Source organism: Dyella japonica A8 (genome assembly GCF_000725385.1).
Lineage (GTDB): Bacteria > Pseudomonadota > Gammaproteobacteria > Xanthomonadales > Rhodanobacteraceae > Dyella > Dyella japonica_C.
This window is the reverse complement of record NZ_CP008884.1, coordinates 2,672,989-2,686,514: the sequence shown is the minus strand read 5'-3', so window position 1 is coordinate 2,686,514 and position 13,526 is coordinate 2,672,989. Positions and strand designations below refer to the sequence as shown.

10 protein-coding genes are annotated in these 13,526 nt (G+C 65.4%); 8 read left to right on the top strand and 2 right to left on the bottom strand.

What is annotated here, in order from left to right; translation table 11 throughout:
• The first annotated feature begins 45 nt into the window (after nt 1–45).
• From dkgB to HY57_RS11165, 8 genes are all read left to right on the top strand, one after another.
• On the top strand, nt 46–849 hold the full coding sequence (dkgB, locus tag HY57_RS11200) for a 2,5-didehydrogluconate reductase DkgB (RefSeq protein ID WP_019466955.1): 804 nt from the start codon (nt 46–48) through the stop codon (nt 847–849).
• A 13-nt stretch (nt 850–862) separates the two neighbouring features.
• Nucleotides 863–1,831 carry a TIGR03571 family LLM class oxidoreductase gene (locus HY57_RS11195; protein ID WP_019466954.1) on the top strand — a complete coding sequence of 323 codons (969 nt, stop codon included), beginning with the start codon at nt 863–865 and terminating at the stop codon, nt 1,829–1,831.
• Complete coding sequence (locus HY57_RS11190; RefSeq protein WP_019466953.1) at nt 1,824–2,942, top strand: alkene reductase; 1,119 nt, start codon at nt 1,824–1,826, stop codon at nt 2,940–2,942. Before HY57_RS11195 ends, HY57_RS11190 begins: the two co-directional genes overlap by 8 nt.
• 21 nt (nt 2,943–2,963) lie before the next feature.
• A complete protein-coding gene (locus HY57_RS11185; protein WP_019466952.1) occupies nt 2,964–3,323 on the top strand; it encodes a MoaF-related domain-containing protein in 360 nt (119 codons plus the stop codon).
• 22 nt (nt 3,324–3,345) lie between these two features.
• Nucleotides 3,346–4,347 carry an aldo/keto reductase gene (locus HY57_RS11180; protein ID WP_019466951.1) on the top strand — a complete coding sequence of 334 codons (1,002 nt, stop codon included), beginning with the start codon at nt 3,346–3,348 and terminating at the stop codon, nt 4,345–4,347.
• 11 nt (nt 4,348–4,358) lie between these two features.
• Entirely contained in the window at nt 4,359–5,501 is a 1,143-nt protein-coding gene (locus tag HY57_RS11175; protein ID WP_026034217.1) for an MFS transporter, read from the top strand.
• Nucleotides 5,502–5,751: 250 nt separating this feature from the next.
• Entirely contained in the window at nt 5,752–6,333 is a 582-nt protein-coding gene (locus tag HY57_RS11170; protein WP_019466949.1) for a TetR/AcrR family transcriptional regulator, read from the top strand.
• The gene (locus tag HY57_RS11165; protein WP_081500730.1) at nt 6,317–7,741 is read left to right on the top strand and encodes a nitrilase-related carbon-nitrogen hydrolase; all 1,425 of its coding nucleotides are present in this window, start codon (nt 6,317–6,319) and stop codon (nt 7,739–7,741) included. The genes HY57_RS11170 and HY57_RS11165 overlap by 17 nt, the downstream gene beginning before the upstream one ends.
• A gap of 98 nt (nt 7,742–7,839) precedes the next feature.
• Here HY57_RS11165 and HY57_RS11160 read toward each other — a convergent pair whose 3' ends face one another.
• A complete protein-coding gene (locus HY57_RS11160; RefSeq protein ID WP_019466947.1) occupies nt 7,840–8,802 on the bottom strand; it encodes a GGDEF domain-containing response regulator in 963 nt (320 codons plus the stop codon).
• Entirely contained in the window at nt 8,795–13,483 is a 4,689-nt protein-coding gene (locus HY57_RS11155) for a CHASE domain-containing hybrid sensor histidine kinase/response regulator (protein ID WP_081500729.1), read from the bottom strand. The genes HY57_RS11160 and HY57_RS11155 overlap by 8 nt, the downstream gene beginning before the upstream one ends.
• Nucleotides 13,484–13,526: the final 43 nt, after the last annotated feature.

The following is a 13,526-nucleotide window of genomic DNA, read 5'->3' as shown; positions in this document are numbered from 1 at the left end:
TTACTTCCCCTCATTCCCCTTAGCAACGCAACAAGGAGTCATCCCGTGAGCATTCCCACCTTTGGCGTCGGCACCTTCCGCCTGACGGGCCAGACTGTCATCGATTCCGTGCGCACCGCACTCGAACTGGGTTACCGCGCCGTCGACACGGCACAGATCTACGGCAACGAGGCCGAGGTCGGCCAGGCCATCGCCGAGAGCGGCGTCAAGCGCGACGACCTGTTCGTCACCACCAAGATCTGGACCGAGAACTACGGCAAGAACAAGCTCGTCGACAGTCTGCGCGACAGCCTGAAGAAGCTGCGCATGCCTTATGTCGATCTCACGCTCATTCACTGGCCGGCACCGGGCAACGGCATCGAGTTGCCGGAATACATGACCGCGCTGGCCGAAGCCAAGGCGCTGGGCCTGACGCGCCAGATCGGCATCTCCAACTTCAATATCGAACTGACCCGCCAGGCCATCGCCGTGGTGGGCAAGAACGAGATCGCCACCAACCAGATCGAGCTGAGCCCTTACCTGCAGAACCCCAAGCTCACCGCGTTCCTCAAGGAACAGGGCATCACGGTCACGTCCTACATGACGCTGGCCTACGGCAAGGTGCTGAAGGATCCGGCGCTCGCGCAGATCGCCCAGAAGCACCAGGCGACCGTGGCGCAGGTGGCGCTGGCCTGGGCGCTGCAGCTTGGTTACGCCGTGATCCCGTCCTCCACCAAGCGCGAGAACCTCGCCAGCAACCTGCTGGCCCGCGACCTGCACCTGGATGCGGACGATATGGCGGCCATCGCCGCGCTCGATCGCAACGGCCGCGAAGTGAATCCTCCGGGCCTCGCCCCGGTGTGGGACTGATCGGGGAACGGTCATGAACGCCCCACTCGACCGTCTGACCCAGGGCGGCTTCAGCATCGGCATCGAAGCTCCCCTGGACAACGACTGGACGCCTGCTGGTGACCGCGCGCGCCGCATGGCCGGGCGCCTGCCCGGCGAGCCGGATCTGCAACGTCATGCAGCGTTGGCGAAGCTGGCCGACCAGTCGGGTTTCCGTGCGCTGTGGGTGCGTGACGTACCGCTCTACGATCCGTCCTTCGGCGATGCCGCCCAGGTGTTCGAGGTGTTCTCCTATCTCGGTTACCTGGCCGGCGTTACCCGGGACATCCTGTTGGGCACCGCCGCCGTCGTGTTGCCGATTCGCGAACCGCTGCTCACGCTGAAGTCCGCCGCCACCGTGCAGCGACTCAGCGGCAACCGCCTGTTGCTCGGCGTGGCCAGCGGCGACCGGCCCGTGGAATACCCGTTGTTCAGTCGCGACTTCGAAAGTCGTGGCAGCCACTTTCGCGAGCAGGTCGAACTGTTGCGCCATGGCGGAACCGCCACGCTGCCGTCCGGCCTTGCCGTACTGCCGAAGCTCCAGCAGCCCCTGCCGCTGCTGGTGGCCGGACTGGCGCAGCAGCGCCCGGAATGGATCGGCGAGCACATGGACGGAAGCCTTGCTTACCCCGGCACGCCCGACGACCACCGCCACCGCATCGCTGCATGGCGCGCTGTTGCTGGTGCGAAGCCGTACATCAGCTTTATCCACCTCGACCTGGCCGAGCGCGCCGACGAGCCGATGCAGCGCTGGCGGTTCGGCTTCCGTGGCGGTCGCGATGCGCTCATCGACGAATTGCATGCCCTGCGCGAAGCCGGTGTCGGCCATATCGGCCTGCACTTCCGTCGCAATCAACGCCCGCTCGACGAAACCTTCCATGAGATCGCCGAGTACGTCCTACCGCTTTTTCACACGCAGTCGACCGACACGAGGGTGCCGGCCGTGGAGACCTTCCATGTCTGATACAACCGATTCCCTGTTCCAGCCTTATGCCCTGGGCAGCCTCGAACTTCCCAACCGCATCGTCATGCCGCCCATGACGCGCTCGCGCGCCAGCCAGCCCGGCGACATCCCCAACGCCTTGATGGCCGAGTATTACGCGCAGCGTGCCAGCGCCGGCCTGATCATCAGCGAAGGCACATGGATCTCGCCGCTCGGCAAGGGCTATGCATGGACGCCCGGCATCCACACCCCGGCGCAGGTGGCGGGTTGGCGCAAGATCACCAAGGCGGTGCACGACGCCGGCGGCCGCATCTTCGCGCAGCTCTGGCATGTGGGCCGCCTGAGTCACACCAGCCTGCTCGATGGACAGGCGCCGGTGTCTTCGTCGGCCATGCAGGCCGAAGGCGTCAACGTGTTCGTCGCCGAGAAGGACGGCACGCCCGGCTTCGTGCAGGCCTCCAAGCCGCGTGCGCTCAAGATCGAAGAAATCCACGCGCTCGTCGACGAATATCGGCAGGCCGCTCGCAGTGCCATGGCTGCCGGTTTCGATGGCGTGGAACTGCATGCCGCCAATGGCTACCTGGTCAACCAATTCATCGACTCCAACGCCAACGACCGCACCGATGCCTACGGCGGTTCGCTGGAAAACCGCCTGCGCTTCCTCGGCGAGGTGGCGCAGGCGCTGGTGGAAGGCACGGGCGACAAGAGCCGTGTCGGCATTCGCCTCGCCCCGCTCACCACGCTCAATGGCTGTGCCGACGCCGACCCGGAAACTACCTATACCGCTGCTGCGGCGCTGCTGGCCTCCATCGGCGTCGCCTACATCCATATCGCCGAGGCCGACTGGGAAGATGCCCCGCACATGTCGCTCGAGTTCAAGCAGCGCCTGCGTTCGGTATTCCCTGGTACGCTGATCTACGCCGGCCGATACACCGCCGAGCGTGCACGCACCGCGCTGAAGGAAGGGTGGGCAGACCTCGTGGCGTTTGGCCGTCCATTCGTCGCCAACCCGGACCTGCCGGCGCGACTGCGCAACGGAGCGCCACTCAATCCGCACGATCGCAACACCCTGTTCGGCGGCGACGCCAAGGGTTTCACGGACTACCCGGCACTTACCGCGGACGCCGCCTGAATGAACGCAGGAGTTGCCGCCATGAATACCTCATCCGCATCCAGTCCACGGTTCGCAGGGCGCGGCTTCCGCGTCGACTACGAGGGTCTGTCGGCCCACAACATTTATGCCGCCGATGGGCAATCGGTCCGCTACGCGATCGTCTCCGGCCCTTACGCCGGAGCCCGTGGCGAATCGCCCTGCCAATGGCGGGAGATCGCCGAGGGCGTCTATGTCATCTCCTGGCAGGAAGCCAACGGCGCCACGGTGGTGCACATCGACGATTTCCCCGGCGGCCGGTCGATGGCCTTCTTTACCGCAACTGATTTGAGTTTTCACCGCATGCAAGGATCGCTGACCGAACTGGGCGCCGCCGACGCAACGCCTGTCAGCCCCACTTGAGCCTTTCGGCAGAGAGCACATCATGAGCATTTCCATCCCGACCAAGATCGGTTTCGGTACCGCCCCGCTGGGCAACATGTACCGGAACATTCCCGAACAGGAAGCCCTCGACACGGTGGAAGCCGCCTGGCAACAGGGCATCCGCTACTTCGACACCGCGCCGCTGTATGGCGCGGGTCTTGCCGAGATCCGCCTGGGCAAGGCACTCCAGCACCATTCGCGCGACGAGTACGTGCTCAGCACCAAGGTGGGCCGGTTGATCCTCGACGAAGTCGAAGACACCAGCACGCGTGATCTTGGCGAGAAAGGCGGCCTGTTCGAGCACGGCCTGCCGAACAAGATCGCTTACGACTACACCGCAGATGGCACGATGCGCGCCGTCGAGTCCAGCCTCAAGCGACTCAAGACCGACCGGCTGGACATCGTGTTCATCCATGACCCGGCCAAGGACTTTCACGGCGACGCCTGGAAGGACGTGTTCCAGACGGCCATGTCCGGCGCCGCCGTGGCCCTGGACCGGCTGCGTGACGAAGGCGTCATCAAGGCCTGGGGCCTGGGCGTGAACCGCGTGGAACCCTGCGTGATGGCCTTGCAGCAGTCGGACCCGGATGGTTTCCTCATTGCTGGCCGCTACACCCTGCTCGACCATGCTGAAGCCCTGCAGGAGCTGATGCCCCTCAGCCTTGAGCGGGGCGCCCGCATCGTCGTGGGCGGTCCGTACAACTCGGGCATCCTCGCCGGCGGCGAGCACTACGAGTACCAGAAGGCGACGCCCGAGATCCTCGCCCGCGTCGAGAACCTTCGCGCGGCGTGCGCGGAGTTTGGGGTAGATATCCGTGCAGCCGCGCTGCAGTTCTCGTTGGCGCATCCGGCGGTGGCGGCGGTCATTCCGGGCGCAAGCCGGCCCAGCCGGATTGCCGAAAACCTTGCGCTGGCCGACGCCGCCATTCCTGCCGCGTTCTGGCAGGCGTTGCGCACGCGCGGGCTGGTATCGCCGGACGCGCCGTTACCTAACGCCATTTGAGAGAGGCCGTGATGAAACCCAGGGCCGCTTTGCTGGCACTCGCTGTCGGCGCCTTCGGCATCGGCACCACCGAATTCACGCCGATGGGGCTATTGCCGGTCATCGCCAAGGGCGTGGACGTCAGCATCCCCACCGCGGGGATGCTGATCACCGCGTACGCGGTCGGTGTCATGGTGGGCGCCCCCGTGATGACGCTGCTGTTCAGCCGGCTTCCACGGCGTACGGCCTTGATGTCGCTGATGGCGATCTTCACCGTGGGTAACCTGCTTTCTTCCGTTGCGCCGAACTACACCACGCTGCTGCTGTCCAGGCTCGTCACCAGCCTCAATCACGGCGCCTTTTTCGGCATTGGTGCCGTCGTCGCGGCCAGCCTGGTGCCCAAGGCCAGGCAGGCCAGCGCCGTGGCGGCGATGTTCATGGGCCTGACGATTGCGAATATCGGCGGTGTGCCCGCGGCCACCTGGATGGGCCAGCAGCTGGGTTGGCGACTGGCGTTCGCAGGCACGGCCTTGCTGGGTGTCCTTGCCATTGTTGCGCTCAGGTTGGCGCTGCCCCCGTGTGAGAGCAGCACGCCGCCCCATGTTGGCCGCGAGCTCAAGGCCATCATCCATCCTTCGGTGCTGTTGGCGATGGGGACGACGGTGCTCGGGGCCGGCGCAATGTTCACCCTCTACACCTATGTAGCCCCGGTACTGACGGACCTGACCGGTGCATCGAACACGTTCATTGCGTTGTCACTGTCATTGATCGGCATCGGCTTCACGCTCGGCAACGTCATCGGCGGACGCATGGCGGACTGGTCGCTGGATGGCGCCACCAAGGTTCTTCTCGCCGCGCTTGCCGTCATCATGCTGGTGCTGCCGCTGGCCTTCCGGCTGCATGTCACCGCGGCCGTTGGACTGCTGATCTGGGGCGCGGCGACCTTCGCTGTGGTGCCGCCTCTACAAATGCGGGTCATGCAGGCGGCGACGGATGCGCCCGGGCTGGCATCGTCCATCAATGTCGGCGCATTCAACCTGGGCAATGCGCTGGGTGCCGCACTGGGCGGTGGCGTCATCACCCTGGGGCTTGGCTACGGGGCGGTTCCTATCGCTGGCGGGTTGCTGGCTGCTGCGGGGCTGCTGCTGGCGTGGCTGGGGCGTGAGCGTTCCTGAGCTGCGACCACGCCGAAGCACGTCTTGAGCCTTACGCCCTAGGTGGGTTGGCTGCGAGCTGAGTTGAGGGTTTTGCGCCTTTGGTGATTCCCCCTGTGGCGTGCCGGATCAAACCGCACGCCACACCCAGCAGCCCGGTTGGAGCCAACGGCATCATCCGGGAACGGGCCTGCAGTCCAACGCATGACCAATGGCGCATACGGGGCCGTTGTCGTTGCACCCCGGCGATTTGCATGTATACACTGTATACATGGCTCAACCCACCACCGCCGAAAAGATTCTCGAAGCCGCCCACGCCCTGTTCGACAGCGAGGGTCCGGAGGCCGTGTCCATGCGGCGGGTGGCGGACGCGGTGGGCATCACGCCTATGGCGATCTACCGACACTTCCCCAATCGGGAGGCCCTGCTCAAGCGCCTTTCCGATGACAGCTTCCAGGCGGTGGCACACGAATGGAAACGTCGCAGCAAAAGCAGCGATCCGGTGAAGCGGCTGCTGGCCCTGTCGGAGCCCTACCTGGACTACGCGCTGGCACATCCGCACCTGTTTGACCATGCGTTCTCGGTACGTCGCGACGATGCACGCAAATACCCGGAGGATTTTCGCGCCGGCCTGTCGCCCACGTTCAACGTCACCATCGATGCCATCAAGGAAGGCATGGCCAAGGGCGTATTGAAGAAAGACGACCCCTACGACGTCGGGATGGCGCTGTGGGCGCATCAGCACGGCCTGGTGGCGCTGTATCGGGCGGGCCGCTTCAGTTTTGACGAGGCGCAGTTCCGCGTTTTCTGCCGGAAGTCGTTGAGGAGATTGATCGATGGCATCAAAGCCTGATCGGGCACGCTTGCCCGCTGCTCTTCTTGCCGTCGCGTTGTCCGCGGTGGCGTGTTGGTTCGGTAACGGCACGCAGCCGGTGTGGTGGTTGACCTGGCTTGCTCCCCTGCCCGTGCTGTGGCTTGCGCCGAGGGTGCGCGCGCCATGGGCCGCGCTGGCCGCGCTGGCTGCCTACGTGGCGGGTGGCTTCAACATCTGGACGTACGCGCACGGCCACCTTGGCCTGCCCTTGCCCATCATCCTCACCTTCATCGCCACCACCGCCGTGGTGATGTCCGCCTGCACGCTGCTGTTCCGGCGACTGTTGCTGCGCGGCCACGTCTTTGCGGCGGCGCTGTCCCTGCCGGCGGCATGGGTGGCCTTCGAGTACATCAACAGTCATCTCTCGCCTCATGCCACCTTCTTCAACATCAGCTACACCCAGGCATCCGTGTTGCCGGTGATCCAGCTGGTTGCCGTGACCGGCCTCTGGGGCCTGAGCTTTCTCATGTTGCTGGTGCCCACGGCCGCCAGCCTGCAGATGTGGCCGCATGCAGCAAAGCGGGTTCGCTGGTCCGTCGCCGGCCTTGCCGTGCTGGCGCTGATCGCGACCCTGGCCTATGGCGGCTGGCGATTGCAGCAGGCGCCCACGTCCACGGTTCGCATCGGCCTGGTGTCATTGGAGGCGCATGGCTGGGCCGTCCTGCCCAGCGAGGAAGGCGATGCGCGGCAAGCACGCTATGTGGACGCCCTGCAGCGCCTGATCAACCAGGGCGCGAAGATCCTGCTGATACCCGAGGGATCGTTCGCCACTGGCACCGCGACCATTCCGGCCTTCGCGACCCTGGCCATCCAGAACCACGTCACCATCGGTGCCGGCATTGCCTTGCATGGCAACGCCCCTGACGCGCGCAACATGCTGACCGTCTTCGAGCCCGGCACGACCTCACCGGCCACCTACAGCAAACATCACCTGCTGCGTGGACTGGAGCAGTTTGTCCCCGGCGACAGCTTCACGATGCTGAGCGGCACCCCAAGGATCGGCCTGGCCATCTGCAAGGACATGGACTACCAGGACATCGGTCAGGCCTATGCCGCCCGCCGCGCGCAGCTGCTGCTGGTGCCTGCGTTCGATTTCCAGGTGGATGGCTGGCTGCACAGCCGCATGGCCATCGTGCGCGGCGTCGAGAGCGGTTTCGCCGTCGCACGTTCCGCGCGCGCCGGCCGGCTCACGCTGAGCGACGACCGTGGCCGCGTGGTGGCCGAGGCGTCGAGCGAGCAGAATGATGCCGAGCTGGTGGGTGACCTTCCGCTGCATGACACGACGACGCTTTATTCCCGCCTGGGCGACTGGTTCGCATGGCTGGATCTGGCCGTGCTCGCGGGCGTGCTGGTGGTGGCCTTGCTTCCACGCAAACGGGTCGCCTGAAAGGACAAGGCAGGCGCAGGCAGGCCATGCCACCGGCACCGCCTGTTGCTAGCCTCCACGCCCTTCCTGATCTCAGGCTTCCCGGCGCGACATGGCGCTCAGGCCATGCCCGCCGCGGCGACCTCACCCGCATGGATGCGCGCCCGGCCCTGCTGCTTGGCCTGATAGAGCGCCCGGTCCGCCTGTTCCACCAGGGCGGCCATGGTGAAGTCACCACTGGGCACGACGCTGACCACGCCGATGGACACGGTCACCTGGCCGTCGATACCGCCGACGTGGGGCAGCTGCAGTGCGCGGATGGCCGCATCGACGCGTTGGAGCAGCTTCACCGCATCCTGCAGCGGGGTGCCGGGAAAGATACAGAGGAATTCCTCGCCGCCCATGCGCCCCGCGAAATCACCGGCCCGCTGCAGGGAGGACTGGATGGCCTGCGCCACGCTGCGCAGGCAATCGTCACCGGCCAGATGCCCGTAGGTATCGTTGAAGGCCTTGAAGTAGTCGATGTCGACCACGGCCACGGCCAGCGGCAGTTCCTCGCCCCTGCAACGCCGGAACTCCTCCTCCGAGCGCGCCTCGACCTGCCGCTTGTTGGGGATGCCTGTCAGCCCATCCACCCATGCCAGCTGGCGCAGCATGTCGGCCTGATACTTCAGCGTGAGATGGGCACGCACGCGGTTGCGCGTGGTCTTCGCATTGATGGGCTTGGTGATGAAATCCACACCGCCCACGTCCCAGCACGCGCTTTCCTCTTCGGGATCATTGAGCGACGTCACGAAGATCACCGGGATGTCCGCCGTCGCCGGACTGGCCTTGAGCGCGCGGCAGACATCCAGCCCGCTCAGCTCCGGCATGACCACGTCCAGCAGCACCAGGTCGGGCTGCGATGCCTCGCAGAAGGCAATCGCATCCGATCCATTGGTGGCCATGAACACATCGTGGTCACCGACAAAGATCTGGTGCAGTGCGCGGATGTTCACCGGTTGGTCGTCGACGATGAGCAGCCGTGGCCGGGCCATGGCCGCCGCGGGCTGCGCTTGAACCGAATCAGGGCTGTCAATCATGCGGGCGTTCCTTGTTCGTCCCCTCAAGCAGTTCGTTGCAGATACGCAGGCCTGCCTTCAGGTCCAGCAACGACATGGCGTCATCCAGCTGTTGCCGGACCTCCGGATGCGCGGAAGCGAACTGTCCGCGCATGCCTTCGTAATGATCCACGGCGGACATGTTCGACGCTGCCAAAAGCCTCGCAAGTTCGGAAAGTGCGTCGCGATCCAGCGGCAAGTCGGGCGACATCGCCAGACGCCCGACGGGCTCCCCCAGCACGTTCTGAATTGACGCAACGACGGCTTGGGTCAGCTCCGTCAAATGGCTGACCGCCGTATTCTCGCCCGCCAGGATCGAGCCGATGGACGCCTCGCGCTCGTAGGAGCCCGCCATGGCCGACAAGCGATTGGCGCCTATCGTCGCCGCCACGCCTTTGAGCGCATGCAGGTTCATGGCGGCCTCCCGGGTGTCGTTGTTCTCCAGTGCCACTTCAAGGCCGACGATGGATTCCTTCGCGGAGCGCTCAAAGGTGCGCAGCGCAGTGTGATAAGGCGCTTCCCTGCCCCCGAAACGCGCCAGTGAGCCCGCATAGTCGAGTTCCGCATCCACCCATCGGCTGGTCACCTGCGGCGCCGGCGCGGTGACGGCACGTTCGCCGGCCGTGTGCTCGTGGTCGCCCGTCCAATGCAGGATAGTGTTCACCAGCACATCGATATCGAACGGCTTGCCGAGGTGATCGTTCATACCTACCTCGAGGCAGGCCAGGCGGTCGGTCTCCAGCACGTTGGCCGTCATGGCGATGATGGGCAAGCTCTCCATGCCCACCGTCGCGCGGATATGACGGGTGGCGGTAAAGCCGTCCATGCCCGGCATCTGGATATCCATCAGCACGACGTCATACCGGCTCGCCCCCTCATCGAGCATCTTGAGTGCTTCGATGCCGCTGCTCGCCACCTCCACCACGGCGCCTTCGAATTCCAGCAGCTCCTTTGCCACCTGCTGGTTGGTGGCGTTGTCCTCGACCACCAGGATGCTCACCCCGGCCAGGCGGAGCTGCGCTTCACCATGTCGGCCAGCGTCATGCAGCGCCGGCAGCAAGGGCTTCCGCGATGCCAGCGCATCGGCCACGGCATCCAGCAGCATGGACGAGGTGACGGGCTTGACCAGGAAACCATCCATCACCACGCTGGCCGACGACATCTGCTCCGCCACGGCTTCGCGCTCGTGCATGGTCACCATGACGATCAACGGGCACTTGTCCGGCTGGCAAATGTCGCGGATGCGCCGCCCCGCTTCCCAGCCATCCATGCCCGGCATGGACCAGTCCATCAGGATCACGTCATAGGCCACCGGCTCCCCATCCTTGCCGGCCACCCGACGCACTGCCTCGGCGCCATTGGCGACGACATCGCAGTGCCACCCCAGTGACGCGGCGATCTCGGCAAGAATGGTGCGCGCGCTAGCGTTGTCATCCACCACCAGCACCTTGAGTTCGCGCAGCTGGCCCATGACCTCCGCCGACACACCCGTCGGCCGTTCCGTCGTCTGCACGTCCACGCTGAAGTAGAACCGGCTGCCTACGCCGGGCTGGCTCTCGACCTGCAGTTCCCCGCCCATCATCTCGACCAGACGTCGGGAAATGGCCAGGCCGAGGCCACTGCCGCCAAAGCGGCGTGTCGTCGATGCCTCGGCCTGCGAAAACCCTTCGAAGATGGTCACGAGCTTTTCCTCGGCGATGCCGATGCCCGTGTCCTGCACCTCGAAATGCACGCCGACGCTGCCACCGGTCCGGCGCACCAGCCGCGCCTGCAGGCGCACCTCGCCCGCTTCGGTGAACTTGACCGCATTGCCGGCCAGGTTGATCAGGATCTGCTGAAGTCGCAGCGAATCGCCCACCAGCCAGCCCGGAATGCCGGGGTCGATATCGAACACCACCTCGATATCCTTGCTGCCGATGTTGGCGCTGACGATGACGGCAATCTCCCGCAGCAACTTGTCGAGATCGAACTCGTGCATCTCCAGCGTCAGGCGCCCTGCTTCGATCTTGGAGAAATCGAGAATGTCGTTGAGCAGGGTCAGCAGCGTCGTGGCGGCCGTCTCGGTCTTCTGCGCGTAGTCGCGCTGCTTGGTGTCGAGCGCGGTTTTCTGCAGCAGCTGCAGCATGCCGAGGATGGCGTTCATCGGCGTGCGGATTTCGTGGCTCATGTTGGCGAGGAAGTCGCTCTTCGCCTGGCTGGCCGCCTCGGCCGCGGCAATCGCCTTCACCATGGCCGCTTCGGCAAGCCGCTGGTCGGTGGTGTCCTCGACGATGGACCAGATGTACGGCTTGTCGTCGATGCGCAAAGCCACGCCGTTCAGGCGCACCGGCACGCGGCTGCCGTCCTTGCGGATGTAGTGCTTGTCATACGGTCCGTAACGCCCCGACTGCTCGAGCACGGTGAGAATGCGCTGCTCCTGCGGCAAATACTCCGAAGGCGTCAGACGCCAGTAGTCCATGCTCATCAGTTCGGTATCGCTGTAACCGGTCAGGTTGCGGTACGCCTGATTGAACTCGACCAGCCTGCCCGACTCGTCCGTCAGTGCAATGCCGAGCGGCGACAGCTCGAACAGGCCACGCAACTTGCGCTGGTTCACCGCCAAAGCGACCTCGCGCCGCTTCATTTCCTCCAGGCTGGCCGCCACGCCCAGATAACCTTCTATCGAACCATCCTCGCGCTTCATCGCGCTGATGGTGACCAGCACCGGCACGCGCTTGCCGCTCTTCTTCACGTACGTCCACTCGTGTACGTCGGGAGCCGACTGCGCCTTCGCCACCAGCGCTTCGAAGCCCGCACGCACCGGACGGTTGAGTTCCTCTTCCAGCGCTTCGGCGCGATGGATGATCTCGGCCTCGTCATGGAACTGCAGCGGCGATACCTCGCCGATCAGCTCCTGCGCGGTATAGCCCAGCATCGCCTCCGCCGCCGGATTGACCAGCGTGATCTTTCCGTGGGTATCCGTTGCAAAGATGGCGTAGCCCGCGTTCGACAGCACCGCCTTGTGCAGGCCGGAAACCGCCTTCAATTCCTCGGTGCGCTGCTGAACCTGTTGCTCCAGCGTGGCGTTGAGTTCGCGCACACGGCGCTCGGCGGCCTTGCGGTCCGTGATGTTGCGCAGGGTTTTCGCTACGCCGATGACGCGCTGGTGCTCATCGCGGATAGGCGACGCCGAGATCTCCACATACTGCATCGAACCATCGGCGTGCCTGCGCACGGATTCGCTGATGGCGATGTTCTCTCCCGCGGCAATCCGCTGCCGCATGTTCCGGTCCTCGTCCAGGTATCGCCTTGGCACGATGAGATCCGCCAGCGACTTGCCCAGGGCCTCCTCCGCGGCATAACCAAAATGACGCGTGGCGGCGCGGTTCCACTCGATGACGATGCCATCGAGCGTGGTGCCGATAATGGCGTCGTGCGAGTCTTCGACAATCGTGGCCAGTCGTGCGCGCTGCACCAGGGAGCGCCGCCGCCGCGAGGTCGCGTACGCCACCAGTCCCGCGATGACTGCCAGCAACGCACCGCCCAGCGCCATCCAGAACGCACGGATCGCCGGGTCAGGCAGCCGCATGTCCCGGATGAACGCGGCGCTGGGCGCCATGCCCAGGCGCCAGTCGCGGCCATACATGGGGATATCCCGCGTCAGCACGCGCTCCCCCTTCCCGCTGGCACGCGCCGGCCCGGAGGTGAAGACACTCTCCGCGCCGCCACCACCGGACACGTCGGCAATATCCAGTGACATGCCCGGGTAAGAGCGCGCGAAAGTCGCCAGGATCTCGTCCGTGACCAGCGGGGTATAGACCCAGCCGACCAGGTCCGCATCGCGCCGAGCCGGCGGCGGTGTCTGGGAGGTGCGATAGATGGGCAGAAGGAACAAGGTGCCCCGGTTCTTCGCGCCGGTGGCCTGTACCAGCGTAATCGGCCCCGTGAGCGTCGCGCCGGCCGATGTCATGGCGCTAAGCGCCGCCGCGCGCCGGTTCGGGTTCGACGCAATATCCAGACCGATGGCTTCCTCGTTGGGCGCCTCCGGTTCGACGAACTTGATGATGTACCGGTCGCCCGTGACGGCGGTCAGTTCGCGCACATGAAACGGGGTACCACGATCGGCCTGTGTCCGGGCCACGAACCGTGCCAGGTCGCTCTCCGGCACCCGGAGGATGTACCCGAACCCCCGCGAGCCCGGAAACTCCATGCCCAGGTCGCGCGACTGCATGGCGCGCACGAAGGTGTCGTGGCTGATCGCGTCAGGACCCGCGGCGATGATCGCCGCACGCACGCCACGCAGGCCATAGTCGTAAAGGCGGAAGCGCGTCTGCAGATCGCGCGAAATCTGATCCGCAGTGACATTCAACCGCTGATCCACCGCCCGGCGGTTATTCGCCAGCAGGTGCCAGCACGCCGCGGCAGTAATGCCCCACGACAGCACCAGAACCACCGCGACCGACCAGAACACCGGGCCAAGTTTCCGTGCCATTCCTTCCCCCGACAGAACGAACCGCAAGCAAGCGGCCGGGCGGATTATGGCGCTGCCGGGCATCCCGGTTCCATGAAGATCGCCGCCTTTCCGGGGCCGCCCGGGGTGGCCGGGGACGGACGCAAGATCATGCTGCCGAGGGTGCGCGCGTAGGATTGGCGACAGCGAGGGACGCCCCGCCCCTTGCCCCATCGCCAGTCACCAAAGAGTAACGATGGCTGCCGCAAGCTGCACG

Bases quoted from the DNA above. Each gene is read 5' to 3' on its own strand.
- HY57_RS11175 (WP_026034217.1), top strand. From the start codon at position 4,359: ATGAAACCCAGGGCCGCTTTGCTGGCACTCGCTGTCGGCGCCTTCGGC.
- HY57_RS11180 (WP_019466951.1), top strand. From the start codon at position 3,346: ATGAGCATTTCCATCCCGACCAAGATCGGTTTCGGTACCGCCCCGCTG.
- HY57_RS11165 (WP_081500730.1), top strand. From the start codon at position 6,317: ATGGCATCAAAGCCTGATCGGGCACGCTTGCCCGCTGCTCTTCTTGCC.
- HY57_RS11170 (WP_019466949.1), top strand. From the start codon at position 5,752: ATGGCTCAACCCACCACCGCCGAAAAGATTCTCGAAGCCGCCCACGCC.
- HY57_RS11160 (WP_019466947.1), bottom strand. From the start codon at position 8,802: ATGATTGACAGCCCTGATTCGGTTCAAGCGCAGCCCGCGGCGGCCATG.
- HY57_RS11195 (WP_019466954.1), top strand. From the start codon at position 863: ATGAACGCCCCACTCGACCGTCTGACCCAGGGCGGCTTCAGCATCGGC.
- HY57_RS11185 (WP_019466952.1), top strand. From the start codon at position 2,964: ATGAATACCTCATCCGCATCCAGTCCACGGTTCGCAGGGCGCGGCTTC.
- HY57_RS11155 (WP_081500729.1), bottom strand. From the start codon at position 13,483: ATGGGGCAAGGGGCGGGGCGTCCCTCGCTGTCGCCAATCCTACGCGCG.
- HY57_RS11190 (WP_019466953.1), top strand. From the start codon at position 1,824: ATGTCTGATACAACCGATTCCCTGTTCCAGCCTTATGCCCTGGGCAGC.